Here is a 24,231-nt window from a genome sequence, read left to right on the forward strand (position 1 = left end):
AACTCAAGCGCGATGCCCAGGACAGCCTCAAGCTGGCCCAAGGTGTAGGCAAGGTTCGCGAAGCTGCAGCCAAGGCGCTTGACCAGCGTGCTGCCAAGACCTCCAAACCGGCAGCCGCCAAACTCGTCACCAAGGCTGCTGCAGCCAAGCCAGTTGCCAAGGCCACTGCCGCTGCCAAACCTGCGGCCAAACCAGCTGCCAAAGCCACTGCTGCTGCCAAGCCTGCGGCCAAACCAGCTGCCAGAGCCACTGCTGCTGCCAAACCTGCGGCCAAGCCAGCTGCCAAGGCCACTGCTGCTGCCAAGCCTGCGGCCAAACCAGCTGCCAAAGCCACCGCTGCTGCCAAGCCTGCGGCCAAACCAGCTGCCAAAGCCACTGCTGCTAAACCTGCAGCCAAGCCAGCCGCCAAGGCCACTGCTGCTGCCAAGCCTGCAGCCAAGCCAGCTGCCAAAGCCACTGCTGCGGCTAAACCTGCAGCCAAGCCAGCTGCCAAGGCCAATGCTGCAGCCAAACCAGCCGCCGAGGCCACTGCCGCTGCCAAACCTGCAGCCAAGCCAGCCGCCAAGGCCACTACCGCTGCCAAGCCTGCAGCCAAACCAGCTGCCGCCAAGGCTCCAGCACGCGCGGCCGCCAAACCCGCCGCCAAGCCAGCAGCTGCCAAGCCTGTTGCCAGCAAGCCAGCCGAAGCCAAACCGGCTACGCCAGCCGCCAGCACTCCGGCCGCCGCGACCAACTCGGCCACCCCGGCAGCTTCGGTAGCATCATCGGCACCTGCCAGCACCCCGGCTCAGGCACCGTCTTCGGCGTCCTGAAGCGCTGCCGCCGCGACGCGCAACTCAACCAGCGCGTCGTGGTGGCGGGCCTGGTCCGGCGCCAGCCGGTCCAGCCAATCGTCCATGGGCTCATGGGCGCCCGCCGGCCACTGCCGCGAACGCTCCTGCAAGCGCTCCAGCAAGGCCTTCTCGGCCTGCAACTCCAATCCCTTCACTTGCTCACGCAACGCCGCCAGCTGCGCATCACCTTGCGCTGCTGATCGCCACTGTTGGCGCAAGCTGCGCAACGGGTTGACCACGTCGCGCTGCCAGGGCTCGGCAATCTCGCGCAATGCTGTTACGCGTCCGTCTCGTACGGCCACGCCACGCGCCTGCAGCCAGGTTGCGCACAGCAGCAGACAGACATCGCCACCCAGTGTCTGCAGGTCAAGGCAGGCAGCTTCCACGCCGGGCCTGGCGTACAGGGCCAGGGCGTGATTCCACAGGTCGGTGTGCATGGTTCCACTCGCGCTATGGGCCGAGGAAGCTGGTAGACTCCGCGACCATCATGATCAGACTATCCAACCTCACTTTACAGCGTGGTCCGCAGCGCTTGCTAGAAGGCGCCGAGATGACCCTGCACACCGGTCACAAGGCCGGCCTGATCGGCGCCAACGGCGCCGGAAAATCCAGCCTGTTCGCCTTGCTGCGCGGTGAGCTGTCGCCCGATGCCGGCGATTGTCAGTTGCCCGGTGACTGGCGCATCGCCCACATGCGCCAGGAGGTCGACACCCTTGACCGCCTGGCCGTGGACTATGTGCTCGACGGTGACGTGCGCCTGCGCAAGGTCCAGGCCGAACTGGCCGCGGCCGAGCAGGCTCACGACGGTACCGCCCTGGCGCGCCTGCACATTGAGCTGGATAGCGCCGACGGCTATACCGCCGACGCCCGCGCACGCAAGTTGCTGGCCGGCCTTGGCTTCACCAACGAACAGATGGGCCGTCGCGTCGGCGACTTCTCCGGTGGCTGGCGGATGCGCCTGAACCTGGCGCAGGCCCTGATGTGCCCGTCCGACCTGTTGCTGCTCGACGAGCCCACCAACCACCTGGACCTGGACGCTATCCTGTGGCTGGAGGACTGGCTCAAGGGCTACCCCGGCACGCTGTTGCTGATCTCCCACGACCGCGACTTCCTCGATGCCGTGGTCGACCATGTGCTGCATGTCGAGCAACGCAAGCTGAACCTGTACAAGGGCGGTTACACCGCCTTCGAGCGCACCCGTGCCGAGCGCCTGGCGCAACAGCAGCAGGCCTACGAGAAACAGCAGGCCCAGCGTGCGCACATGGAAAAGTACATCGCCCGCTTCAAGGCCCAGGCCACCAAGGCCCGCCAGGCACAGAGCCGGATCAAGGCCCTGGAGCGCATGGAAGAACTGTCGGCGGCGCATGTCGATTCGCCGTTCGACTTCGTCTTCCGAGAGTCGCAGAAAATCTCCAGCCCGCTTCTGAGCCTGTCCGAAGGCCGCCTGGGCTATGGTGACAAGGCGATCCTCGACAAGGTCAAGCTGCAGCTCACCCCCGGTGCGCGCATTGGCCTGCTCGGCCCCAACGGTGCCGGCAAGTCGACCCTGATCAAGAACCTCGCAGGCGAGCTTGAGCCACTGTCGGGCCGTCTGGTACGGGGTGAGAACCTGGCCGTGGGCTACTTTGCCCAGCACCAGTTGGACTCGCTGGACGACAAGGCCAGCCCGCTGCTGCATCTGCAGCGCATTGCCCCCACCGAGCGTGAGCAGACCCTGCGCGACTTCCTGGGTGGTTTCGACTTCCATGGCGACCGCGTCGACGAGCCGGTGGTGAACTTCTCTGGTGGTGAAAAGGCTCGCCTGGCGCTGGCCCTGATTGCCTGGGAGCGACCGAACCTGCTGCTGCTCGACGAACCGACCAACCACCTCGACCTGGAAATGCGCCTGGCGCTGACCATGGCCCTGCAGGAGTTTGCCGGTGCCGTGGTGGTGGTGTCGCACGACCGCCACCTGCTCAAGAGCACGACCGACGACTTCTTGTTGGTGGCCGACGGCAAGGTCGACATCTTCGATGGTGACCTGGACGACTACAGCCGCTGGCTGGTCGAGTACCGCCAGCGCAGCGCGCCGGCCAGTACCGCCCCGGTCAACCCGGACAAGACCGACAAGAAGGCCCAGCGCCAGGCCGCCGCAGCCTTGCGCCAGCAATTGGCCCCGCACAAGAAGGCTGCCGACAAGTTGGAAGCCGACCTCAACCAGGTGCACGCGCAACTGGCCGAGATCGAGACCGCGCTGGGTGATGGTGGCCTCTACGACGCGTCGCGCAAAGACGAGTTGCGTGACCTGCTGGCGCGCCAGACCAAGCTGAAGCAGCGCGAAGGGGAACTGGAAGAGGCCTGGATGGAAGCGCTGGAAACTCTTGAAAGCATGCAGGCCGAGCTCGAGGCGCTGTCCTGATGGAGGAACTGCGTTCGCTGCTGCCAGGGCAATGGATGGACACCTTCTGGCTGGGCTTGCAGATCCTGTTAATCCTGGTCGCGGCCTTCGTCCTGCAGCGCATCGTTGCGCGCGGGTTGAGCCGCCTGGGCCAGCGTTACCCGTTGCCAGCGGAGCTGCTGGTGCCGGTGCGTGGCGGCCTGCGCTGGCTGATCATGGGCAGCGCGTTGCTGTTCGTGCTGGAGCGCCTGGGGGTGTCGGCGACAGTGCTGTGGACGGCACTGTCTGGCTTCGTCGCGGTGGCGGCGGTGGCCTTCTTCGCCATGTGGAGCGTGCTGTCCAACCTGCTGTGCGCGGTGCTGATCTTCACCGTCGGGCCGTTTCGCATCGGTGACGTGGTCGAACTGGTCGACACCCTGGACAAGCCGGGCGTGAAAGGCCGGGTGATTGCCATCAACCTGCTGTTCACCACCTTGATGGAAATGCCCGAGACGGGCGGGGCGCTGGTGCAGGTGCCCAATAGCCAGTTCTTCCAGAAGTCGGTGCGACGCTGGCGCGGGGCTGAGGTGCAGTCCATGCACAAAGAGTCGCCTGTCGAGATGGATTGATCAATCCTGTACTGGCCTCTTCGCGGGCTTGCCCGCTCCCACAGGAAACCCGCAGCCTTTGAGGGCGGCGCAATACCTGTGGGAGCGGGCAAGCCCGCGAAGAGGCCAGTACAGACAGAGTGAATCCTGCAAAAATTACTGGTTATTTTTTCACCAACACCTTAGCTTAACGTTTTGCAACATATGTTCGAGCGAGGTGTGTGATGTCGATGGAAGTGTGGCTGGGCTTCTTTGCCGCCTGTTGGGTGATCAGCCTTTCACCCGGTGCCGGGGCGATTGCCTCGATGTCCAGCGGCCTGCAATACGGCTTCTGGCGTGGCTACTGGAACGCCCTGGGCCTGCAACTGGGTCTGATCCTGCAGATCGCCATCATCGCCGCCGGCGTCGGCGCCGTCCTGGCCGCCTCGGCCACGGCCTTCCAGGTCATCAAATGGTTCGGCGTCGCCTACCTTGTCTACCTGGCCTACAAGCAATGGCGCGCCTTGCCGATGGACATGAGCGACGAGTCCGCCGTGCGCCCGATTGGCAAACCGCTGAGCCTGGTGTTCCGTGGCTTCCTGGTCAACGTCAGCAACCCCAAGGCGCTGGTGTTCATGCTGGCGGTGCTGCCGCAGTTCATCAACCCGCATGAACCGCTGTTGCCGCAGTATGTGGCGATCACCGTGACCATGGTCACCGTGGACATGCTGGTAATGGCGGGGTACACCGGGTTGGCGGCGCGGGTTTTGCGCTTGCTGCGTACGCCCAAGCAGCAGAAGCGTTTGAACCGGACGTTCGCCGGGTTGTTCATTGGTGCGGCTACTTTCCTGGCGACTCTGCGCCGCGCGCCTGTCTGATAGGTCCGGGGGCTGCTTTGCAGCCCATCGCGACACAAGGCCGCTCCTACAGGGATTGCGTAGCGGCCCTTGCTATTTTTGCTTGTCCACCAGCCCCTTGAGCAAATCCACCGGCAGCGGAAAGACGATGGTCGAGCTCTTGTCCCCGGCAATCGTCCCCAGCGTCTGCATATAACGCAACTGCATCGCCCCCGGCTCCTTGCTCAGCATCTGCGCCGCCTGCATCAGCTTCTCCGACGCCTGCAACTCACCCTCGGCATGGATCACCTTGGCCCGCCGTTCACGCTCGGCCTCGGCCTGGCGGGCAATGGCGCGCACCATCGATTCGTTGAGGTCGACGTGCTTGATCTCGACGTTGGCCACCTTGATGCCCCAGGCATCGGTCTGTGCATCCAGCACTTGGCGAATGTCCGAGTTCAGCTGCTCGCGTTCGGCCAACAGTTCATCCAGTTCGTGCTTGCCGAGCACCGCGCGCAGCGTGGTCTGGGCCAGCTGGCTGGTCGCCACGAGGAAATCCTCGACCTGGATGATCGCCTTCTGCGGGTCGAGCACGCGGAAGTAGACCACGGCGTTGACCTTGACCGAGACGTTGTCGCGGGTGATCACATCCTGTGGTGGTACATCCAGCACCACGGTGCGCAGGTCGACCCGCACCATTTGCTGGATCACCGGGATCAACAGGATCAGCCCCGGCCCCTTCACCTGCCAGAAGCGCCCCAACTGGAACACCACGCCGCGCTCGTATTCACGCAGGATGCGGAACGCCGACAGCAACAGCATCGCCAGCACGATCAGTACCGCGCCGAAGCCCAATTGCATGAACATGGTCATTCTCCTTGCGCCGCGGGCGCGGCGGCGCTCACTTCCAGCATGACGCCATGGCGCGCGGTCACCCGCACGTTCTGGCCCGCTTGCAGTGGCGTTGCGCACTGCGCCTGCCATTGCTCGCCCTGGGCCAGTACAAAGCCACAGAGCGGGTTGCCCGCCATCACCTGGGTCACGGTGACCAGGCTGCCGACCAGGCCGGCGTCACCGCTGACCAACGCCCGTCGGCGGGCCTTGAGGGCCATGCCCAGCACACCGCCGATCAGCAGCGCCGAGAGCAGCGCCAGGGTGCCGATCAGGGCCAGCGGGATGCCGAAACCGGGGGCATCGGTGTCGATCAGGATCAGCGCGCCAACCACAAAAGCGACGATGCCGCCAAAGCCGACCACGCCGAAACTGGGCAGGAAGGCTTCGGCGATCATGAAGGCGATGCCAAGCAATATCAGCGCCACCCCGGCGAAGCTCACCGGCAACAGCTGCAGGGCATACAGCGCCAGCAGCAGGCAGATGCCGCCGACCACGCCGCCTACCGTCGAGCCGGGGTTCATGAACTCGAACAGCAGGCCGTACACACCGATCATGATCAGGATCAGCGCTACGCTGGGGTTGGTGATGACCGCCAGCACCCGGGTGCGCCAGTCCGGCAGGTGCTCGACCAGGCTGGCACCGGCAGTCTGCAGCTGCCGGGGCTGGCCAGCGACAGTGAGCGTTTTGCCATCGAGCTTGTGCAACAGGTCGGGTACGTTATCGGCCACCAGGTCGATCACGCCAAGCCGCAAGGCCTCGCTGGCGGACAGGCTGACCGCCTCGCGCACGGCCTTTTCCGCCCAGTCGGCATTGCGCCCGCGCAGCTGCGCCAGGCCACGTATGTAGGCCGCGGCATCGTTTACCTGCTTGCGCGCAAGGGTTTCGTCATCGCTGCCTTCGGCCTTGTCGTCCTTGGGCGTGCCTGGCGGGGCACCTATCTGCACGGGGGTGGCGGCACCCAGGTTGGTACCGGGCGCCATGGCCGCGACATGGCTGGCGTAGAGGATATAAGTGCCGGTGCTGGCGGCGCGGGCACCACTGGGGGCGACGAAGGTGGCGACCGGCACGGGGCTGGCGAGAATCGCCTTGATCATCTGGCGCATGGCGCTGTCCAGCCCGCCCGGGGTGTCCATGCGGATCACCACAAGTTGCGCGCCCTGCGCCTGGGCCTGGCCGAGGCTGCGCACCAGGTAGTCGGCGCTGGCAGGGCCGATGGCATCATCGATGCCCAGCACCCACACTGCACCGGGCGCTGCCTGACCGCCCGGTGTGATACCAAGCAGCAACAGCAGCAACAGCCAGCGCCAGCAGCGGGCGATCACCTGTCGTCACCTCGTTTGCCTCTATTGCACAAGTTTAGCCCTGCCTGCTGGTACCCGGCCTAAAATTGGAAATTGGGGGACGAAACCGGAGGTGCATCATGCGTATGGCAAAGACCCTGCAGGATCGCCTGGACAAGGCCAACTGCGACTACGACATCATTCCCCATCCACATTCGGCCACCAGCCTGGAGTCGGCCCGCACGGCCGGCGTGCCCGCCGAGCGGGTTGCCAAGTCGGTGATGCTCGATGACCGTCATGGCAACTACATCATGGCCGTGCTACCGGCCAACCGGCATCTGGACATGACCAAGGTGCGCATGTCCGGGGCATGGCAACTGACCCGTGAAAGCGGCCTGCCGAGCCTGTTCGGCGACTGCGAGCGCGGTGCCGTACCGGCGCTGGGTGATGCCTACCAGATAAAGATGCTGCTTGATTCGAGTCTTACCCGCCAAGGCGATGTCTATCTGGAGGCGGGTGATCACGATCATCTGATTCACATGAGCATGGAGCAATACCTGAAGCTGGTGCCGCGCGCCGAAGTGCGTGAGCTCAGCTGATGCTCTCAACCCATGCCGGGCCGGCATCGTCGACGACCGGTCTGGCGACGAGGAGGAACCATGGATAAGCCGATTCATCCTTTGTCCGAGATTTTCCAACAGCTGGGGTTGCCAGACGATCCGGTCGAAATCGACCGTTTCATCACCACCCATTCGCCGCTCGACGACGATATAAAGCTGGTTGATGCACCTTTCTGGAACGATTCCCAGCGTGCCTTCCTGAAAGAGAAGTACATCGCCGATGACGACTGGATTCCGATGATCGACCAACTGAACGAGGCGCTGCACCCACGCAAAAAATAAAGCGCCGAGTGGTGCCTGACGAGTGATTGGCCGTTGCTATGCTCAGGAAAACAACAAGGGGATAGCGCGATGAAAGATCCCTACGCACCGGGTTTCTGGTGCTCCGTGACGATCCTGGGCACGTTGACGGCCAGTTATTTCTACGGCATTCGGCAAACGCAACAGATGAACCAGGCAGTGCACTTCCTGTATGCCGCTGCCGCCGTCACTGTGGCAGTTGCACTGGTGGCGCTGACCTGGATCGCCTGGCAGCAGCTGCACCTGAACAAGCGTGAGGTGGTGCAGGGGCGAACGTTGCTGACCATCTGGAACACCAAGGTTGCGCTACGCCGCGTCGAGACGGTGTTCGACCGCTATTTCTGGGGCAGTTACTGGCATTCGGGGCGCACCTTCGAAGAGGTCATGGGCGAACTCAAGGGCACGCCGCTGGAGCAGAGCCTGGATGCGCTGAAACGCCAGTGCCGCTTGCTCGACCGCGAAATTCATGACCACCATCACCACTGGCTGGCCAATGCCCGCGACCTGTCCAGCGTGGCCCAGGCCATGGCTCGTGAACGCTACCAGCTGGACCTGGGTGAGCCGACCCGCAGCGGCCATGGCAACACCGCCGTGCTCAACCGGGACCTGGAAGTGCTGGTGTACACCTGGTCGGCGCGCCTGCGCAGCTTTGACCATCAGCTGGACGAACTGGAGCGCGCCTACCATTGAGGCGCTTCATTCACCGCGGATGTATTGCTCCAGTTTCAGGATCAGGTTTGCCTGTTCTGCGATGGTTTCCTTGACCAGGTCACCGATCGACAGCAGGCCAAGCAGTTCGCCATTGCTGACCACCGGCAGGTGGCGCAGGTGGCGGTTGGTCATAAGGTTCATGCAGTACTCGAGGTTCTGCTTTGGTTCCACGGTAACCACCGGCGCACTCATGATGTCGCGCACGGGGGTAGCGGCGGACGAGCGGCCCTTGAGCACCAGTTTGCGCGCATAGTCCCGTTCGCTGACGATACCCACCACCTGGTTGCCCTCGACCACCGGTAGCGCACCGACGTTTTTCTCCGCCAGCAGCTTCAGTGCGTCGAGTACCGAGTCATCCGGGCCGATGGTGTACACGGTCTGGTGCTGGGACTTGGTCTTGAGAATTTGTTCGACGGTCTTCATACGGGCCTCTGCGGGTGGAAAAAGCGATGTCTCGGAGTAAATAAAGCATCCGGCACGGCGCTCTGCACGGCAATGCAGGAAACGGCATCGAGTCGATTGAAAAACGTCATGAGTGGTCGCCTGTGCCGGCCTCTTCGCGGCTGAAGCCGCTCCCACAGGGATCGCACAGTTTTCAAAGGCGGTGCAGTCCTTGTGGGAGCGGCTTTAGCCGCGAAGAGGCCGGCAGAGTTGGCTCAGAGCTTCGGCATCTGCCCGATCCGCGCCACCATCTCGCTCACAACCTGCAAGTCCAGCATGAACTGCTCCACGGTCTTGAACTCGTTGTCGTTGTGCCCGGTGTACTTCACATCCGGCATGGCCAGGCCGAACTGCACGCCGTTAGGCAGGTCATGTACCGAGGTCGCACCCGCCGAGGTACCGAACTCGTGCTTCATGCCCAGGTTCTCGGTGGCCACGTCAAGCAAGGCCTTGACCCATTCGCCCTCGGGGTTGCGGTACATTGGCTCGTCCAGGCTGTAGTCGAAGGCCACCGAGGTATGGCTCTGCCGGGTCCATTTGCCCAGCTTGTCGGCCAGGTCGTCCTTGATCGTGGCAATTGGCTTGCCTTTCGGAATGCGCAGGTTCACCGCCAGCTTCAGGCCTTTTTCATCCACTCCGACAAAGGTCGGCGAGGCGGTCAGCGGGCCCATGAACGGGTCCTTGAAGGCCACGCCGAGCTTGTTGCCCAGGTAGTCCAGGCCCCAGTTGTCGGCGGCGTAGCGGGCGGCATCGGTGAAGTGGTTGTGCTTGAGCGGCACATCCTGGCCCAGGCCGTTGATGAAACCGAGCATTCGCGCGACCGGGTTCACCCCGGACTCCGGCTCCGAAGAGTGGGCGGACACGCCGGTCACGGTGAGCAACACCTGCTTGCCATCGGCTTTGGCCGCGATGCTGAAGTCACCGCCATTGCGCTTCACGTAATCGGCACCGGCTTTTTCCAGCTGGCTGGCCAGCTTCGCCGGGTTGTCGGTGACCAGGGTCGCAACCGAGGTAGTCGGGATCTGGTTGGTGGCCAAGCCGCCAGTCAGGTTGACGATCTCGGCACCCTTGCCACTGGCCGGGCGCTTGCTGAAGCTTGCCATGATCGTGCCGTAGCCTTTCTCGGCGATGACCACCGGGTAGCCGCCATCGAGGGCCAGGTTGTAGTCGGGCGTGGGGTTGCGCTCGAAGTAGTAGGGGATGGCATCGCCGCTGGTTTCTTCAGTGGTGTCGATCAGCAGCTTGAACTGGCGGGCCAGCGGCAGGTTCTCGTCCTTGGCCACTTTCAGCGCGTACATCGCCACGACAATGCCGTTCTTGTCGTCTTCGGTGCCGCGGCCATACATGCGGTCACCAACCAGGGTGACCTTGAACGGGTCCAGGCGCGTGCCATCGGCCAGCTTCCAGTTGTCCGGGTTGACCGGCACCACGTCGGCGTGGGCATGGATGCCGACCACTTCCTTGCCGCTGCCCAGCGAAATCTCGTACACCCGGTTGTCGATATTGCGGAAAGCCAGGCCGAAGCTGTCGGCCAAGGCCTTGATCTTGTCGGCGATCCTGAGGAACTCGGGGTTTTCGTGCTGCGGCGTACCCTCGACGTTGAAGGTGGGGATGGCCACCAGTTCACGCAGGGTTTCGCTGGCAGCCTTGCCGTACTTGATGCGGGTATACAGGCCGAGCAGGCGGTTGATCTCGTTCTGCTGCTCGGCTGCTAATGGCTTGCCGGCCAGATAGGCATCGAGGGTTGCCGCGAGGTTGTCGGCCTTGGCCAGGTCGCTGCCTTTGAGCTTGCCGAGGAACTGTTTGAAGTCGCTTGGGTCGCTGCCGTCGAAGGCTTTGACGATGGCTGCGGACTGCTGCTGGGTAAGGTTGGCCTGGGCCGGCAGGGTGAACAGGCCGACGCTGGCCAGCAGCAGGGTGGTGGCGGTAAGTTTTTTCAGGTGCATGGTTGTGCGCATTCCTTCGCCAATCATTGTTGTGGGTTACCCGTCGGAAAACGGGAAGACGCCCACGCTAACACCAATGACCCGTGGCACGGGAGTGCCAGAAACGCGACATGTCGCACAAACGAAAAAGCCCCGGGCGAGTTGCCGGGGCCTTTACGGTGCTTCGAACGGTGATTACAGGCCGTTGGGCAGGAACCTCGTGGCACCGCTGACATCATCGATCTTCTTGATGCGGAAGGCCTTGATGCAGGTTTCGTTGCGGGTGTTGCTGTCCGGGCAGTACTGCTGGACGAAATCGTTGAAGGCCATGTCCTGGCCATTCACGCTGAGGACGCGCTTGAAGTACTCGCCCTGTATGCCCTGCGCCTGACGCGAGGCGGTCATTTCCTGATCGACGACCAGGCGACCGTGCAGGTCGACGGTGGGGAACTTGGCTTCTTCCTGCAGGCAGCCGCTCAGCAGCAGGCCGGCCGTGGCCAGCATGATCAGACGTAGCATGATGTTGTCTCTGCAACGGGCGGCCCCGGCCGGCGGGCCGGGACTGCACCTGGATGGTTACTCGCCGAACAGGCTGCCGGCGCGTTTCACTTCTGCCTTGCCGGCATCTTCGAGCAGCGACTTGGCGCCCGAGGTGACGTTGCGTGCGGAGTCGGCATTGGACTGGATCACATCGGTGCGTGCTGCGCTGTCGCGCAGTTCGGCATCGATGTAGTCGTTGGCGCGGGCGACTTTTGCCTTTTTCGCTTGCAGGGCCAGGCGACGCTCTTCCAGTTCCAGCGCGCGAAGGTCGTCCTCGTAGGCTTCTTCACGGGTTTGCACGCGCTTGCGCTCGGCTGCTTGCGCCTGTTGTTTCTCGGCGGCACGCTGCGCGGAGGCACGTTGGGCCGCTGCGCGCTGCTGGCGGGCAGCAGCTTCACGGGCTTCGGCGCGCTGCTCGGCGGCGGCGGCCTGGCGCAGGCGTTCGGCTTCCAGTGCCGCTTCGGATTGCTTGGTCTGCTGTTCGATCTGGTAGAGCTGATCGAACTGGCCCGCAGTGGCAGTGGCCGCAGACAATGCGAGGGCGGTGCCCAGAACAAAGTGTTTCATGTGCTCAGGCCTCAGCTCTTTTTCGGATCTGGGCAGGTCGCATTTGGCTGGATGCGTGTTTCGTTGGAGATGGTCATGACCATCAGCGAGATGCCACCCACTTCGAAATCGCACGGGCGGCCAACCTGGGCGGAGGTGTAGATCTTGCCGTTTTCCGAGTAGCCGATCAGCACACCGGGCACCAGCGAGGTATCGCTGACCAGGGAACCGGCCAGGGCGCCGGCGCCACCGCCTGCCACGCCGCCGATGATCGCGGTGTCCTTGTTGTGGCCTGCACCCAGCGCCGCGCCACCCAGGGCACCCAGTACACCGCCTACCATCATTGCGGCTTTCTGGTTCTTCTCGTTGCTGACCTTGATCTTGGTCGGCGAGACCGTGATGATTTTCACGGTCTTGGCTTCCTGCTGGGTGTTTACCTGGCTGGCATCGAACACATCGGATTGGTATTGCTCACCGGTCGCCTGGCAACCCACGAGGGTGGCGGCGATAGTCAAGGCCAGACAGTGTTTCAGCGTTTTCATTCCTGATTCCCTGGAGGGTATGGTTAACCTTGCGACGATCCATCTGAAGGATGAGGCATAATGCCACTATTCTAGGCAGATGGATCCAATCAGGTAAAGCCATCAGGACTAAAGCAGGTTGCGATAAGCACCAAACGAAATAATGCGGGCAGGCCGCCACTGGCTTGCAGAAACGACAAAGCCCGCGCAAGGCGGGCTTTGTAAGAGGTATGGCGCACTCGGCGGGATTCGAACCCACGACCCCTGCCTTCGGAGGGCAGTACTCTATCCAGCTGAGCTACGAGTGCAACGCGCACGCATGATACCCATCTGATCCGATGGCGTCCATCGCCTTGATCTGTAGCCGTTTTTACTCCTCTGCAGGGGAGGCGGGCAGAGACAATCACAAAACGCATCTATTCATATGCGATATCGATATTTCCATGGCAGTTATTATGCCCTCTATCCTCTGGTCACAACTTGTTATAACAAGTGCTCGATCAGCGAAGAGATCCCATGGCCGAACTGCTCCCCCTGTCCCCGGTACCGCTTTACACCCAGCTCAAGGAATTGCTGCGCGAGCGCATCCTTGACGGCACTTATCCATCGCATAGCCGCATGCCCTCGGAAAGCGAACTGGGCAAGGCTTTCGAAGTCAGCCGCATCACCGTGCGCCAGGCGCTGGGCGACCTGCAGAAGGAAGGGCTGATTTTCAAGATCCATGGCAAGGGCACCTTCGTCGCCAAGCCCAAGGCGTTCCAGAACGTCACCACCCTGCAAGGGTTGGGAGAGTCGATGACGCAAATGGGTTACGAGGTGATCAACCGCCTGCGCAGCTTCCGCCATGTACCGGCCAATGCACTGGTGGCCGCGCGGCTGCAGGTCGGGGAAGGCAGCCTGGTCACCGAGATCCGCCGGGTGCGGTTGATCAACCGCGAGCCGGTGTCGCTGGAGCTGACCTGGTTGCCCAAGGCCGTCGGCGAGAAGCTGGAAAAGGCCGACCTCGTCACCCGCGACATCTTCCTGCTCCTGGAAAACGACTGCGGCATTGCCCTTGGTCACGCCGACCTGGCCATCGATGCCGTGCTGGCCGACAGCGACCTGACCCAGGCCCTGGATGTTGAAGAAGGCTCGCCGATCATGCGCATCGAGCGCCTGACCCATGCCGCTGACGGTACGCCACTGGACTTCGAACACCTTTACTACCGCGGCGATGCTTTCCAGTACCGCCTGCGCATCGACCGCCAGAAGGGGAGCAAGGCATGAGCATCCAGACTCAGGACTACGACATCATCGTTATCGGTGGCGGTACCGCCGGGCCGATGGCTGCCATCAAGGCCAAGGAGCAGGACAAAAGCCTGCGCGTGCTGTTGCTGGACAAGGCCAACGTCAAGCGCAGCGGTGCCATCAGCATGGGCATGGATGGCCTGAACAACGCGATCATCCCAGGCCACGCCACCCCCGAGCAGTACACCAAGGAAATCACCGTTGCCAATGACGGCATCGTCAACCAGGCCACGGTGCATGCCTACGCTACCCACAGCTTCGAAACCATCGAGCAGCTTGACCGCTGGGGCGTGAAGTTCGAGAAGGACGAGACCGGCGACTACGCGGTGAAAAAGGTTCACCACATGGGCGCCTACGTGCTGCCCATGCCCGAAGGCCACGACATCAAGAAGGTGCTGTACCGCCAGCTCAAGCGTGCGCGGGTCGAGATCAGCAACCGTATGGTCTGCACCCGTGTGCTGCTCGATGGTGAAGGCGCGGCCGCTGGCGTGCTGGGTTTCGACTGCCGTAGCGGCGAGTTTCGGGTGGTGCGGGCCAAGGCCGTGATTCTTGCTTGCGGCGCGGCCGGGCGCCTGGGCTTGCCGTCGTCGGGTTACTTGATGGGCACCTACGAGAACCCGACCAACGCCGGTGATGGATACGCCATGGCCTACCATGCCGGTGCCGAGCTGGCCAACCTCGAGTGCTTCCAGATCAACCCGCTGATCAAGGACTACAACGGCCCGGCCTGCGCCTACGTCACCGGCCCACTGGGTGGATATACCGCCAACAGCAAGGGTGAGCGCTTTATCGAGTGCGACTACTGGAGCGGTCAGATGATGTGGGAGTTCCACCAGGAACTCGAGGGCGGCAATGGCCCGGTGTTCCTCAAGCTCGATCACTTGGCCGAGGAGACCATCCAGAACATCGAAGAGATCTTGCACAGCAACGAACGCCCCAGTCGTGGCCAGTTCCACGCCGGGCGTGGCACGGATTATCGCCAGCACATGGTCGAGATGCATATCTCGGAGATCGGTTTCTGCTCGGGGCATTCGGCGTCGGGGGTGTGGGTCAATGAAAAGGCCGAGACCAGCGTCAAAGGGCTGTATGCCGCTGGCGATATGGCAGCGGTGCCGCACAACTACATGTTGGGGGCCTTCACCTATGGCTGGTTTGCCGGGGTGAACGCTGCGCATTACGTGAACGGGCGCGAATTCGCCGAGGTCGATGCCGAACAGGTCGAGCGCGAGCGTGCGCGGGTGTTTGCACCGCTGCAGCGTCAGCATGGCCTGCCGCCGGCGCAGGTCGAGTACAAGCTCAGACGCATGGTCAACGATTACCTGCAGCCGCCGAAGGTGACCAGGAAAATGGAAATCGGCCTGGAGCGCTTTGCCGAGATCGAACGTGACCTGGACCAGATGAAAGCCAGCAACCCTCATGAACTGATGCGTGCGATGGAAGTTTCGGTGATTCGCGATTGCGCCGAGATGGCGGCGCGGGCCTCGCTGTTCCGCGAGGAAAGCCGTTGGGGGCTGTACCACCACCGAGTGGACTTCCCCGAGCGCAACGATGGCGAGTGGTTCTGCCATTGCCATCTGAAAAAGGGCGAGAACGGTGAAATGACCAGCTTCAAGAAGGCCGTCGAACCCTACCTGATCGCCCTGGATACAGAAGAGCAGACCGCTTATGACCGGTTGCGTGTCAAAGCCGATGCCGCCTAAGCGACACCCCACCTTGTGGGAGCGGGTTTACCCGCGAACACCGGCGAAGCCGGTGCCATCCACCGTGTTGGATTCTTCGCGGGTAAACCCGCTCCCACAGGGAAACGTGCAAGCCTCTAGATAGAAGGGAGCCAATGAAGGCCCCAAGGACTCCGTGAAATGGCCTACCAGCCGCAAGAAATCTTTTTCCGCAGCAGTGCCCCGGTCACCATCGACGAAGACAAGTGCATCGCCGACAAAGGCTGCACCGTATGCGTCGAGGTTTGCCCCATGGACCTGCTGGCGATCAACCCGGCCACGCAAAAGGCCTACATGGCCTTCGACGAATGCTGGTACTGCATGCCCTGTGAAAAGGACTGCCCCACGGGTGCGGTGAAGGTCGATATCCCGTACCTGCTGCGCTGATTCATCCCGCCATCCGGCGCACAACCGGACGCCCTCCTGCTTTGCCCCTCGTTTCCCACCACCCAAGCCGGGCGGCGGAGACGACCCAATTCTTATAACGACTCGAGGGGAAACACCCATGCGCCTTGTTGCAACCGTGGCCGGCCTCGCGCTGGCGCTCACTGGCCTGAATGTCAGTGCCGAAACCATCCGCATCGCCATCGGCACCCAGGACACCACCATCAACTGCGCCACCGGCGGCCTGCTGATACGCGAGCTTGGCCTGTTGGACAAGTACCTGCCGCATGACGGCAAATACAAAGATGCCAAGTATCAGGTTGAGTGGAAGAACTTCACCAGCGGTGCGCCACTGACCAACGAAATGGTCGCTGGCAAGCTCGACTTCGGCGCCATGGCCGACTTCCCCGGCTCGTTCAACGGCGTTGCTCATCTGGATGCTGGCAAGCGCAGCCTGTTCGTAAGCGTGCTGTCGGGCAGCGTGCACGGCAGCGGCAATGGCATCGTCGTACCTGCGGCGTCTAGCGTGCAATCGCTGGCTGAACTCAAGGGCAAGACCATTTCCGTGCCGTTCGCCTCCACCGCCCACGGCATGCTGCTACGTGCCGTGGCAGCGCAGGGCTGGGACCCGCAGAAGGATGTGCGAATCATCGCCCAGGCACCGGAAATCGCCGGCTCCGCCCTGCGTAGCAACCGCATCGAAGCCCATGCCGACTTTGTGCCGTTCGCCGAACTGTTCCCCAACCGCGGCTTCGCCCGCAAGATCTATGACGGCGCCCAGGCCAACGCACCGACCTTCCATGGCGCCTTGGTCGATGCCGAGTATGCAAAGAGGTACCCGGAAGTGGTCACCGCCTACCTGCGCGCCAGCCTCGAAGCCGATCGGCTGATCGCTGCGGAACCTGAGAAGTACAGCGAGTTGATCGAGAAAGTCACCGGCATCGAAGCCGAGGTCAATTACCTGTTCCACGGTCCGCTCGGCCTGCAGACCCGCGACCTGACCTGGAAGCCTGAATACCGTCAGGCAGTCGCAACCTCCATCGATACGCTCAAGCTGCTTAAAAAGACCGACCGCGGGCTCGACACCGACAAGTTCATCGACGACCAGTATATCCGTGCAGCCTTCAGGGAGGCTGGCCTGGATTACGACAAGGCGCTGAAAGACTACGACCCGCAGCCACTCAAGGCTAATGACGCGTTGACAGGCAAACCGATTACCGACTTCAGCCGCCTGGCACAGATCTGGGTGCGCGGGGAAGGCAAGGTCCGCCACTACGCTTCGCCGGAGGCCGCGCTTGGCGCCTTGGCCCAGCTGGAGCAGGAGGGCAAGGACATCCGCGCCATCTACGCCCAGGCCGCCGACAGCGGAATCAAGTTGCTGGCGAACCAGGCCTGGTTCGTGCGCAACGCCAAGGGTGAACTCGCGGCGTTCCTGCTCAAGGACCAGGCCGAGCAGTATGCCAAGGCCCATGGCGGTGAAGCGCTGGACTTTGTCAGCGCCAACCAGAAGCTGGTCGCCCAGCGCTGACCGGAGAGGAACCGACATGACCCGCAACCTCAAGCGCTGGCCGGTGCGCCTGGCTTCGCTGCTGGCCTGCCTGCTGTTCTGGCAGGTCGCGGCGAGCGTGAAGCTGGACCTCGGGCTGCTGACGTTCACCTATGTCCCCACACCGAAGGCGGTGCTGGAAGCTGCCTGGCAACTGCTGACCTCCAGCGCCCTGCTGGCGCACCTGGGCAGCAGCCTGTCGCGGGTGTTTGCCGGTTATGCCGCAGCAGCGCTGATTGGCGTGGCCCTGGGGTTGTTGATCGGCCGCTCGAAATGGGCCGAGGACACCCTGCTGCCGCCACTGGAAGTACTGCGGCCGATTCCGGCGGTGGCGTGGATCCCGCTGGCGATCCTGATGTTCCCGTCGTCGGAGCTGTCGATGGTGTTCATAACGTTCACTGGCGCGTTGTTCCCGATCCTGCTGAACACCGTGCACGGCGTCGAGGCCGTCGACCCGCGCCTGGTTGCATCGGCGCGCAGCCTCGGGGCAGAGCGGTGGTCGATTCTGCGTGAAGTGGTGTTGCCTGGAGCGTTGCCGAGCATCGTCACGGGCCTGGCCATCGGCATGGGTACTTCATGGTTCTGCCTGGTCACCGCCGAGATGATTTCCGGGCAGTTCGGTATCGGCTACTACACCTGGGAGTCGTACACCTTGCAAAACTACCCCGACATCATCGTCGGCATGCTGCTGATCGGCGTGCTGGGCATGGGTAGCAGCGCCCTGGTCAAGCGCCTTGGGGAGTTGGCCACGCCTTGGTACCGCACGCGGAGGGCCACCTGATGAACAGTTACCAACCAGCGCCAGGGCGTATCGACGGGCGTGGCCTGTCGATACGCCTGGGGCACGGCAGCGAAGCATTCGAGGCGGTGCAGCGGCTGGACTTTGCCGTAGAGCCTGGCGAGTTCGTCTGCATCCTTGGCCCTTCCGGTTGTGGCAAGTCGACGTTGCTTGGCGCCCTGGCCGGGCACCTGGTGCCCAGCAGCGGCCAGTTGAGCGTGGATGGCCAGGCCGTTGCCGGGCCGTCACCGCAGCGCGGCATGGTGTTTCAGCACCATACCTTGCTGCCCTGGCGTAGCGTGCTCGACAACGTGGCCTTCGGCCTGAAGATGCAGGGCCAGGGCCGCACCGAACGTCGCCGGCAGGCTCGCGAAATGCTGCAACTGGTGGGGCTGGATGAATTTGCCGGGCGCTGGCCCAGCCAGCTTTCCGGCGGTATGCAGCAACGGGCCGAGATTGCCCGGGTGCTGATCAACCGCCCGCGCCTTTTGCTGATGGACGAACCTTTCGGTGCCCTGGATGCGCAAACCCGCGCACGCATGCAGGAGCTGTTGCTCGATATCTGGGCAAGCATCCGCACCACCGTGGTGTTCGTCACCCACGATATCGACGAGGCGCTGTTCCTGGCCGACCGTATCCTGGTGATGAGCCCGCGACCTGGCCGCTTTATTGAAGACCTGCACCTGGACTTTCCGCGCCCACGCCGCGCCAGCCTGCTGACCAGCCCTGAATTCACTCACCTCAAGCGTCACTGTCTGGCCTTGCTCCGTCACGAGGAGGGCCGCGAACTTCCGCGCCTGACCCCGCTGGGCCTGCCGGACACTGAGCACCCACCGCTACGGATCGCGCTATGACTGAACGAACGACTGACAACCCCGACATCCTTGCTCTCCTGCCTCGCCTTGGTGCCGCTGACGCGGGGGTACGCCGTATCGGCCTGATCGAACTGGCCGACCTGGAAGACCCCGATGGCTTGCCGTGGCTCACCGATGCACTGCTGGTGGATGCCGCCGACGAGGTGCGTGCCGAAGCCGCGCGCCTGCTCGAGGCCTGGGAAGAACCCGAAGTTGTGCAGGCCCTGTGCGCTGCGCTGGCCGATACTGCCGAGCCGGTACGGCTGGCTGCTGCCCAGAGCCTCAGCGAGCTCAAGAGCCTGGAAGCCGGCCAGCTGATCCTGCCATGGGTCAAGCATGCTGATGCCTTCGTCCGCGCCAGCGCCCTGCGTGCCCTGCGCGAGCTGCGCCTGGAAGATGCTGCGGAGCCTGCACTGCTTGCCTTGGCCGATGATGACGCCGCGGTCCGGCGTGAGGCAGTGGGTATTCTTGGCTGGCTCAAGCACCAGCCGGCGTTGCCAGCTTTGGCAAAGCTTGCCGAAGATGAGCCGGACACCGAGGTGCGCCGCGCGGCCATCGGTGCGCTGGGTCTCGCGCGCGACAGCGCGGTGGTGCCAGCATTGGTGGCTGCATTGACTGACAAGGCCTGGCAAGTGCGCGAAGAAGCCGCCACCACGCTAGGCAAGGTGGGCCTGGCCCCTGCAGGCCCGGCACTGGTAAATGCCCTTGCCGATGACTTCTGGCAAGTACGTCTGCGTGCGGCGCGGTCTCTGGGGCGGCTACGTCATGCTGCGGCACTGGACGCGCTTGGCGAGTTGCTTGGCCACAGCATTGCCAACCTGCGCAAGGAGGCCGCTCTGGCCCTGGGGGAGCTGGGCCAGGCGCGTGCCTTGCCGGTGCTGCAGGCTGCCGAGGCCGATAGCGACCCCGAGGTGCGCAAGGCTGTGCGGATTGCCATGGCACAACTGCGCGGGGCCTCCTGATGAACGCCCCGCAAGCTCTTCGCAACATGCGCGGCCCTGGGCAACTGGTGCTGCAATGGCAAGACGGCGAACATAGCCTCAGCCATGCCCGCCTGCGCGGTGCTTGCCCCTGCTCGCAATGCCGAGCGGCACGGCTGCAGGGGAACATCAGCCTGGTTCGCGATGATGTGCGCGTGGTGCACATCCAGCCGCAAGGATATGGCGTGCAACTGGTGTTCAGCGATGGGCATGAGCGGGGTATCTACCCTTGGGTTTACCTGCGTGACCTGAGTGCCCGGTGAGTCTTCTTCGCGGGCATTCGCTGTCGCATGGAGACCTGAATTCGCAAGCGGTCCGCGTACCCTGTGGGAGCGGCTTTAGCCGCGAAGAATCCAACGCGGTGCATGGCACCGGCTGCGCCGGTGTTCGCGGCTGAAGCCGCTCCCACAGGGTTCCTGTTAATTCAAAAGTTATGTGCAGTCCTATGAGAGCGGGCATGCCCGCTCCCACAGGCTCAGAGCGCAATCAGCTCCGGCCTCAGCCCTTCGACCCGTCGCACCGGCGGTGTCAGGTAGCCGCCATCCCCAGTGATCTGGTGCAGTACCTTCTCCCGCAGCCCGTGAAGTGCTACGCCCGTACGCAACCGTGGGTGTGGCAGGTCGATCTCCACCACCGACTTGATCCGCCCCGGGCGTGGCTCCAGAACCACCACCCGGTCGGCCAGGTAGGTGGCCTCTTCGGCGTCATGGGTGACCAGTAGTGTGGTGATGCCGGCACGTTCGCGAATGGCCAGCAGCTCGTCCTGCAGTTGCTGGCGGGTCAGCGCATCCAGCGCGCCGAACGGCTCGTCGAGCAGCAGGATACGCGGGCTGGCTACCAGGCCTCGGGCGATCGCCACGCGCTGGGCCATGCCGCCGGACAGTTGGTGTGGGTAGGCCGACTCGAAACCGACCAGCCCCACCAGTTGCACGAACTCGTGTACCCGTCGCGCGCGTTCACCCTGGGTGAGCGGTTCGTTGACCAGGCCCAAGGCGATGTTCTGCTCCACGCTCAGCCAGGGGAACAGCCGGTGCTCCTGAAACACGATGCCGCGCTCGCTACCAATACCGCTAACAGTGTGGCCGTCGACGCGGATACTGCCGCTGTAGTCGGTATCCAACCCTACCAGCAGGCGCAGCAGGGTGGATTTGCCACAGCCGGAAGCACCGACGATGGCGATGAATTCGCCTTGGTTGATCGACAGGTTGAAGTTGCGGATGGCTTCCAGCGGCTGGCCATCGACGCTGAACACTTTGCCGACCCCCTCGAAGCTGACCAGGGGCGGGGTGACATCGGGCTGGTTGGCCGCGTGCAGGTGCGAGGTGTTGAAGGCGTTCATGCGGTTCTCCAGCGCGTGGCGCGCGATTCGAGGCGTTGTCCAAGGGTGCCGAGCAGGGCGCCGACCAGGCCGATCAACAGCATGGCGGCCATTACCTGGTCCATGCGGAACAGTTGCTGCGCGCCGATCATCAGGCTGGCGATGCCGCCGTCCGAGGGCATGAAGTACTCGGCACCAATGGTGCCCAGCCAGGCGTAGATCAGCGACAGGCGCAGGCCGGCGAAAATGGCCGGGGCTGCGCCGGGCAGCACCAGCAGGCGCAGGCGTTGCCACAGGTTCAGGCGCAGGGTGCGCGCCGCTTCGCCCAGCTGCGGCGACAGGCTGGCGATACCGCGCTGGGTGGCGATCAACAACGGGAAGAAAGCGGCCATGCCGACGAATACCTGCTTGGCCCCTTCACCAAGGCCGAACCAGGCTGTGAGCAGCGGCACCCAGGCAAACAGCGCCACCTGACGCAAGGCCGACAGGCTTGGCCCGAAGATACGTTCGGCATTGGCCGAAAGCCCCAACAGCAAACCGACCAGCAGGCCAGCGCCACCGCCCAGCAGCAAACCGGTCAGTGCGCGCTGCAGGCTCAGCAGCAAGGCCTGAGCCAACGAACCATCGGCCAGGCCGGTCAGCAGGGTGCGCAACACTTCGAGTGGCGAGGTCAGGATGTTGCTGTCGACCCAGCCAAAGCTGCTGCTGGCCTGCCACAGTGCCAACAGTGCCAGTGGTAGCAGCAGACTTTGCCAACCCCGCGGCACGGGGTCACGGTGCTGCTCCCCTGTGGCCGCTTGCGGCCAATACAGCAGGCGCTTTTCCAGGGCCGAAAAGCCGCGCTCCAGCAGTGCACCGACCAGGCCGATCACCAGAATGCACAGCAGCACCAGGTCGAGCATGAACAGTTGCCGCCCCCACACCATCAGGTAGCCAATCCCTTCGCTGGAGGCCAGCAGTTCGACCGCCAGCAGCGAGGTCCAGCCGGTGGCCAGGGCCAGGCGTACGCCAGTTAGAAAGGCGGGCAGTGCAGCCGGCAGCAGCAGGCGCAGAAAAAGCAGATGGCGAGGCAGGCGCAGCACTGCAGCGGCCTCTCGCAGCTTGGGCTGGGCATCACGTACACCGACCAGCGTGTGCAAGGTAACGGGGACCACCACGGCTTTTACCAGCACCACCAGCTTGAGCAATTCGCCGATCCCGAAGAACAACATGAACAACGGGATCCAGGCCAGGGTAGGAATCTGTGCCAGCGCCACGAAGGTAGGCAGCACCAGCGTCTGCGCCCGCCGCGAAGCACCCAGCCAGACTCCCAGCAGCAAGCCGCTGCCGATGCCGACCGCCAACCCCCAGAACAACCGCTGCAAGCTTATCCACAGGTGCCCCCACAGCTCGCCGGAGCCAAACTCCACCGCGCTCTGCCACACCAATGCTGGCGCTGGCAGGATCTGCTCGCTCATCCAGTGCTCCCGGCTGGCCACTACCCACAGCAGCGCAATAACCACAGGCACCAACCATGGCAGCAAGCTGGCGCGATCTTTGTGGGAGCGGCCTTGCGTCGCGAATGGGCCGCGCAGCGGCCCCCGAAACCAATCTCGACCTCTGCTCAGAATTCCATTCATCGGCCATCTCTCGAAGCATTGTTAGATTATTCATTTATGGAATTAAAAATTCTCAAAAATGACTTTCAAGAGATAAGAACATGCACTTCCTGCATACGGAAGCCCCTCGCCGTTGCGTTTTCCTCATATTTTCCATGCGTTTTCCGCAAGCCAGCCGCAGACCCGCATGCCGCCTGATTTATGCTTTCCAGTTACTGAAGAATGAAGTTTTGATCTTTGTAGGTTCTAACAAGACCTGCCTAGCTTCTGGCCAAAGCGCCGGCCATCGCCGGTGGCAGCCTGCCAAGGAGCCTTGCCATGAAAACCCCGCTGCGTCACCTGATCACCGCCCTTGGGCTGGCCTTCACCCTCAGCGCCCACGCAGCTGAACCGGCCAAGCCAGCAAGCATCCGCATCGCGGTACCCGACCTCAGCGCGGGCAGCAAGCCCAGCGCCGGTGGCGTGGTCGACGTGCTGCGTGACCAGCAACTGCTGGAAAGGGAGTTCGCCAAGGACAACATTCGCATCGACTGGCACTTCTTCAAGGGCGCCGGGCCGGTGGTGAACGAAGCGTTGGCCAACGGCCAGGCCGATTTCGCCTACCTCGGCGACCTGGCCGCCATCGTCGGCAAGGCCAATGGCCTGGACACCCGCGTGTTGTCGGCGGGCGTACGTGGGGTGAAGAGCTACCTGGGCGTGGTGCCCGGTTCCGGCATAAAGACCCTGCACGACCTCAAGGGCAAGCGCGTGGCGGTGTTCCGTGGCACCGCCAACCAGTTGTCGTTCGCCAGCGCCCTGGCCAGCCAGGGGCTGAGCGAGCGCGATCTGAAGGTGATCAACCTGGACTTCAACGCCGCCAATGCCGCATTGGCCGCCAAGCAGATCGACGCCACCTGGGGCCTGTCCAACCTGCTGTCGCTGCGCGAGCGCGGGCTGGTCGAACTACCGGTCAACTCACGTGACCTGGAAGGCGCCGGCAGTACCCAGGCGGTGCTGCTGGGCACTGGCGATTTCATCCGCAAATACCCCGAGCTGGTGCAGCGCCTGGTCAATGCCCAGCAACAGGCCAGCGCCTGGCTGCGCGACGAACACAACCGCGAGGCCTACGTCGAGCTGGTGGCCAGCAATGCCAACTGGCCGCGCAGCATCCTCAGCGACGACCTGGCCAAGGAAGACCTGGCTCATTACTTCGATCCACGGCTGGACGCCGAGTTTGTCGGCCAGCTGCAGCAGGGCGTGGACCTGGCTGCCAAGGAGCGCCTGATCCGCCGTGGCTTCCAGGTGGCCGACTGGATCGAACCACGCTTCCTCGAAGCGGCCCTGCAACAGAAACAGGCCGTGCAGGCCGCCCGCTGAACCCCGAAAACCCGACAATGAC

At 63.4% G+C, this 24,231-nt stretch carries 26 protein-coding genes and 1 tRNA gene; 16 read left to right on the top strand and 11 right to left on the bottom strand.

The genetic code is table 11. From position 1 onward, the window contains the following. Nucleotides 1–812, top strand: an 812-nt coding sequence (locus JV551A3_RS02090) for a transcriptional regulator (RefSeq protein ID WP_133978291.1), incomplete at its 5' end; no start/stop codon positions are given. Here the strand turns inward: JV551A3_RS02090 and JV551A3_RS02095 are convergent. Continuing rightward, a complete protein-coding gene (locus tag JV551A3_RS02095; RefSeq protein WP_133969894.1) occupies nt 788–1,270 on the bottom strand; it encodes a TIGR02444 family protein in 483 nt (160 codons plus the stop codon). The two genes, JV551A3_RS02090 and JV551A3_RS02095, sit on opposite strands and share 25 nt — an antisense overlap. A gap of 50 nt (nt 1,271–1,320) precedes the next feature. On the opposite strand from JV551A3_RS02095, the gene JV551A3_RS02100 reads away from it, so the two are divergent. The 3 genes from JV551A3_RS02100 (at nt 1,321) to JV551A3_RS02110 (ending at nt 4,654) form a co-directional block, all read left to right on the top strand. Further along, on the top strand, nt 1,321–3,231 hold the full coding sequence (locus JV551A3_RS02100) for an ATP-binding cassette domain-containing protein (RefSeq protein WP_133969895.1): 1,911 nt from the start codon (nt 1,321–1,323) through the stop codon (nt 3,229–3,231). Next, nucleotides 3,231–3,818: a mechanosensitive ion channel family protein gene (locus tag JV551A3_RS02105; RefSeq protein WP_133969896.1), complete on the top strand. Its 588-nt coding sequence runs from the start codon at nt 3,231–3,233 to the stop codon at nt 3,816–3,818. The genes JV551A3_RS02100 and JV551A3_RS02105 overlap by 1 nt, the downstream gene beginning before the upstream one ends. A 203-nt stretch (nt 3,819–4,021) precedes the next feature. Continuing rightward, the gene (locus tag JV551A3_RS02110; protein ID WP_133969897.1) at nt 4,022–4,654 is read left to right on the top strand and encodes a LysE family transporter; all 633 of its coding nucleotides are present in this window, start codon (nt 4,022–4,024) and stop codon (nt 4,652–4,654) included. 72 nt (nt 4,655–4,726) lie between these two features. Here JV551A3_RS02110 and JV551A3_RS02115 read toward each other — a convergent pair whose 3' ends face one another. Then, complete coding sequence (locus JV551A3_RS02115) at nt 4,727–5,479, bottom strand: slipin family protein (protein WP_025337287.1); 753 nt, start codon at nt 5,477–5,479, stop codon at nt 4,727–4,729. Between the two features lie 2 nt (nt 5,480–5,481). Continuing rightward, the gene (locus tag JV551A3_RS02120) at nt 5,482–6,828 is read right to left on the bottom strand and encodes an NfeD family protein (RefSeq protein ID WP_133969898.1); all 1,347 of its coding nucleotides are present in this window, start codon (nt 6,826–6,828) and stop codon (nt 5,482–5,484) included. Between the two features lie 98 nt (nt 6,829–6,926). Here JV551A3_RS02120 and JV551A3_RS02125 point away from each other — a divergent pair, with 98 nt between their 5' ends. The 3 genes from JV551A3_RS02125 to JV551A3_RS02135 all read left to right on the top strand — a co-directional run bounded on the left by JV551A3_RS02125 (nt 6,927) and on the right by JV551A3_RS02135 (nt 8,396). Then, the gene (locus tag JV551A3_RS02125) at nt 6,927–7,385 is read left to right on the top strand and encodes an aminoacyl-tRNA deacylase (protein ID WP_003260230.1); all 459 of its coding nucleotides are present in this window, start codon (nt 6,927–6,929) and stop codon (nt 7,383–7,385) included. Between the two features lie 60 nt (nt 7,386–7,445). Then, nucleotides 7,446–7,688, top strand: a complete 243-nt coding sequence (locus tag JV551A3_RS02130) for a DUF2789 domain-containing protein (RefSeq protein ID WP_112251210.1) — start codon at nt 7,446–7,448, stop codon at nt 7,686–7,688. 69 nt (nt 7,689–7,757) lie between these two features. Beyond that, complete coding sequence (locus JV551A3_RS02135; RefSeq protein WP_112251212.1) at nt 7,758–8,396, top strand: NADH:ubiquinone oxidoreductase subunit N; 639 nt, start codon at nt 7,758–7,760, stop codon at nt 8,394–8,396. Nucleotides 8,397–8,402: 6 nt separating this feature from the next. Here the strand turns inward: JV551A3_RS02135 and JV551A3_RS02140 are convergent, their stop codons facing one another. From JV551A3_RS02140 to JV551A3_RS02165, 6 genes are all read right to left on the bottom strand, one after another. Further along, a complete protein-coding gene (locus JV551A3_RS02140; RefSeq protein ID WP_112251214.1) occupies nt 8,403–8,840 on the bottom strand; it encodes a CBS domain-containing protein in 438 nt (145 codons plus the stop codon). Between the two features lie 233 nt (nt 8,841–9,073). Continuing rightward, nucleotides 9,074–10,804, bottom strand: a complete 1,731-nt coding sequence (locus JV551A3_RS02145) for a dipeptidase (protein ID WP_133969899.1) — start codon at nt 10,802–10,804, stop codon at nt 9,074–9,076. Nucleotides 10,805–10,978: 174 nt separating this feature from the next. After that, nucleotides 10,979–11,302 (bottom strand): hypothetical protein, encoded by a 324-nt coding sequence (locus JV551A3_RS02150; RefSeq protein WP_015268559.1) that lies wholly within the window; start codon nt 11,300–11,302, stop codon nt 10,979–10,981. Between the two features lie 57 nt (nt 11,303–11,359). Then, entirely contained in the window at nt 11,360–11,890 is a 531-nt protein-coding gene (locus JV551A3_RS02155) for a DUF5384 family protein (protein WP_133969900.1), read from the bottom strand. Between the two features lie 11 nt (nt 11,891–11,901). Further along, nucleotides 11,902–12,411, bottom strand: a complete 510-nt coding sequence (locus JV551A3_RS02160) for a hypothetical protein (RefSeq protein ID WP_133969901.1) — start codon at nt 12,409–12,411, stop codon at nt 11,902–11,904. A gap of 210 nt (nt 12,412–12,621) precedes the next feature. Continuing rightward, nucleotides 12,622–12,698: transfer RNA gene (locus tag JV551A3_RS02165), tRNA-Arg, on the bottom strand. A gap of 208 nt (nt 12,699–12,906) precedes the next feature. Between JV551A3_RS02165 and JV551A3_RS02170 the strand changes: the two genes are divergently transcribed. From JV551A3_RS02170 to JV551A3_RS02205, 8 genes are all read left to right on the top strand, one after another. Next, the gene (locus JV551A3_RS02170) at nt 12,907–13,656 is read left to right on the top strand and encodes a GntR family transcriptional regulator (protein ID WP_133969902.1); all 750 of its coding nucleotides are present in this window, start codon (nt 12,907–12,909) and stop codon (nt 13,654–13,656) included. Then, entirely contained in the window at nt 13,653–15,377 is a 1,725-nt protein-coding gene (locus JV551A3_RS02175) for a fumarate reductase/succinate dehydrogenase flavoprotein subunit (protein WP_133969903.1), read from the top strand. Before JV551A3_RS02170 ends, JV551A3_RS02175 begins: the two co-directional genes overlap by 4 nt. Nucleotides 15,378–15,536: 159 nt before the next feature. After that, nucleotides 15,537–15,782 (top strand): 4Fe-4S dicluster domain-containing protein, encoded by a 246-nt coding sequence (locus JV551A3_RS02180; RefSeq protein WP_046616397.1) that lies wholly within the window; start codon nt 15,537–15,539, stop codon nt 15,780–15,782. A gap of 118 nt (nt 15,783–15,900) precedes the next feature. After that, nucleotides 15,901–17,307 carry an ABC transporter substrate-binding protein gene (locus tag JV551A3_RS02185; protein ID WP_133969904.1) on the top strand — a complete coding sequence of 469 codons (1,407 nt, stop codon included), beginning with the start codon at nt 15,901–15,903 and terminating at the stop codon, nt 17,305–17,307. 16 nt (nt 17,308–17,323) lie between these two features. Then, complete coding sequence (locus JV551A3_RS02190) at nt 17,324–18,106, top strand: ABC transporter permease (RefSeq protein WP_133969905.1); 783 nt, start codon at nt 17,324–17,326, stop codon at nt 18,104–18,106. Continuing rightward, nucleotides 18,106–18,957, top strand: a complete 852-nt coding sequence (locus JV551A3_RS02195; RefSeq protein ID WP_133969906.1) for an ABC transporter ATP-binding protein — start codon at nt 18,106–18,108, stop codon at nt 18,955–18,957. Before JV551A3_RS02190 ends, JV551A3_RS02195 begins: the two co-directional genes overlap by 1 nt. Continuing rightward, the gene (locus JV551A3_RS02200) at nt 18,954–19,919 is read left to right on the top strand and encodes a HEAT repeat domain-containing protein (protein WP_133969907.1); all 966 of its coding nucleotides are present in this window, start codon (nt 18,954–18,956) and stop codon (nt 19,917–19,919) included. Before JV551A3_RS02195 ends, JV551A3_RS02200 begins: the two co-directional genes overlap by 4 nt. Continuing rightward, a complete protein-coding gene (locus JV551A3_RS02205; protein WP_133969908.1) occupies nt 19,919–20,200 on the top strand; it encodes a DUF971 domain-containing protein in 282 nt (93 codons plus the stop codon). Before JV551A3_RS02200 ends, JV551A3_RS02205 begins: the two co-directional genes overlap by 1 nt. 212 nt (nt 20,201–20,412) lie before the next feature. On the opposite strand, the gene JV551A3_RS02210 is transcribed toward JV551A3_RS02205, so the two are convergent. Next, nucleotides 20,413–21,276, bottom strand: coding sequence for an ABC transporter ATP-binding protein (locus JV551A3_RS02210; protein ID WP_133969909.1), 864 nt, complete (start codon nt 21,274–21,276; stop codon nt 20,413–20,415). Then, on the bottom strand, nt 21,273–22,874 hold the full coding sequence (locus tag JV551A3_RS02215) for an ABC transporter permease (protein WP_256660760.1): 1,602 nt from the start codon (nt 22,872–22,874) through the stop codon (nt 21,273–21,275). Before JV551A3_RS02215 ends, JV551A3_RS02210 begins: the two co-directional genes overlap by 4 nt. A 297-nt stretch (nt 22,875–23,171) precedes the next feature. Here JV551A3_RS02215 and JV551A3_RS02220 point away from each other — a divergent pair, with 297 nt between their 5' ends. Then, nucleotides 23,172–24,209, top strand: a complete 1,038-nt coding sequence (locus JV551A3_RS02220) for an ABC transporter substrate-binding protein (protein WP_133969911.1) — start codon at nt 23,172–23,174, stop codon at nt 24,207–24,209. The last annotated feature ends 22 nt before the right edge of the window (nt 24,210–24,231 follow it).

It is taken from the genome of Pseudomonas inefficax (assembly GCF_900277125.1).
Classification (GTDB): domain Bacteria; phylum Pseudomonadota; class Gammaproteobacteria; order Pseudomonadales; family Pseudomonadaceae; genus Aquipseudomonas; species Aquipseudomonas inefficax.

Bases quoted from the DNA above. Each gene is read 5' to 3' on its own strand.
- JV551A3_RS02095 (WP_133969894.1), bottom strand. From the start codon at position 1,270: ATGCACACCGACCTGTGGAATCACGCCCTGGCCCTGTACGCCAGGCCC.
- JV551A3_RS02100 (WP_133969895.1), top strand. From the start codon at position 1,321: ATGATCAGACTATCCAACCTCACTTTACAGCGTGGTCCGCAGCGCTTG.
- JV551A3_RS02105 (WP_133969896.1), top strand. From the start codon at position 3,231: ATGGAGGAACTGCGTTCGCTGCTGCCAGGGCAATGGATGGACACCTTC.
- JV551A3_RS02110 (WP_133969897.1), top strand. From the start codon at position 4,022: ATGTCGATGGAAGTGTGGCTGGGCTTCTTTGCCGCCTGTTGGGTGATC.
- JV551A3_RS02115 (WP_025337287.1), bottom strand. From the start codon at position 5,479: ATGTTCATGCAATTGGGCTTCGGCGCGGTACTGATCGTGCTGGCGATG.
- JV551A3_RS02125 (WP_003260230.1), top strand. From the start codon at position 6,927: ATGCGTATGGCAAAGACCCTGCAGGATCGCCTGGACAAGGCCAACTGC.
- JV551A3_RS02130 (WP_112251210.1), top strand. From the start codon at position 7,446: ATGGATAAGCCGATTCATCCTTTGTCCGAGATTTTCCAACAGCTGGGG.
- JV551A3_RS02135 (WP_112251212.1), top strand. From the start codon at position 7,758: ATGAAAGATCCCTACGCACCGGGTTTCTGGTGCTCCGTGACGATCCTG.
- JV551A3_RS02140 (WP_112251214.1), bottom strand. From the start codon at position 8,840: ATGAAGACCGTCGAACAAATTCTCAAGACCAAGTCCCAGCACCAGACC.
- JV551A3_RS02145 (WP_133969899.1), bottom strand. From the start codon at position 10,804: ATGCACCTGAAAAAACTTACCGCCACCACCCTGCTGCTGGCCAGCGTC.
- JV551A3_RS02150 (WP_015268559.1), bottom strand. From the start codon at position 11,302: ATGCTACGTCTGATCATGCTGGCCACGGCCGGCCTGCTGCTGAGCGGC.
- JV551A3_RS02155 (WP_133969900.1), bottom strand. From the start codon at position 11,890: ATGAAACACTTTGTTCTGGGCACCGCCCTCGCATTGTCTGCGGCCACT.
- JV551A3_RS02160 (WP_133969901.1), bottom strand. From the start codon at position 12,411: ATGAAAACGCTGAAACACTGTCTGGCCTTGACTATCGCCGCCACCCTC.
- JV551A3_RS02170 (WP_133969902.1), top strand. From the start codon at position 12,907: ATGGCCGAACTGCTCCCCCTGTCCCCGGTACCGCTTTACACCCAGCTC.
- JV551A3_RS02175 (WP_133969903.1), top strand. From the start codon at position 13,653: ATGAGCATCCAGACTCAGGACTACGACATCATCGTTATCGGTGGCGGT.
- JV551A3_RS02180 (WP_046616397.1), top strand. From the start codon at position 15,537: ATGGCCTACCAGCCGCAAGAAATCTTTTTCCGCAGCAGTGCCCCGGTC.
- JV551A3_RS02185 (WP_133969904.1), top strand. From the start codon at position 15,901: ATGCGCCTTGTTGCAACCGTGGCCGGCCTCGCGCTGGCGCTCACTGGC.
- JV551A3_RS02190 (WP_133969905.1), top strand. From the start codon at position 17,324: ATGACCCGCAACCTCAAGCGCTGGCCGGTGCGCCTGGCTTCGCTGCTG.
- JV551A3_RS02195 (WP_133969906.1), top strand. From the start codon at position 18,106: ATGAACAGTTACCAACCAGCGCCAGGGCGTATCGACGGGCGTGGCCTG.
- JV551A3_RS02200 (WP_133969907.1), top strand. From the start codon at position 18,954: ATGACTGAACGAACGACTGACAACCCCGACATCCTTGCTCTCCTGCCT.
- JV551A3_RS02205 (WP_133969908.1), top strand. From the start codon at position 19,919: ATGAACGCCCCGCAAGCTCTTCGCAACATGCGCGGCCCTGGGCAACTG.
- JV551A3_RS02210 (WP_133969909.1), bottom strand. From the start codon at position 21,276: ATGAACGCCTTCAACACCTCGCACCTGCACGCGGCCAACCAGCCCGAT.
- JV551A3_RS02215 (WP_256660760.1), bottom strand. From the start codon at position 22,874: ATGAATGGAATTCTGAGCAGAGGTCGAGATTGGTTTCGGGGGCCGCTG.
- JV551A3_RS02220 (WP_133969911.1), top strand. From the start codon at position 23,172: ATGAAAACCCCGCTGCGTCACCTGATCACCGCCCTTGGGCTGGCCTTC.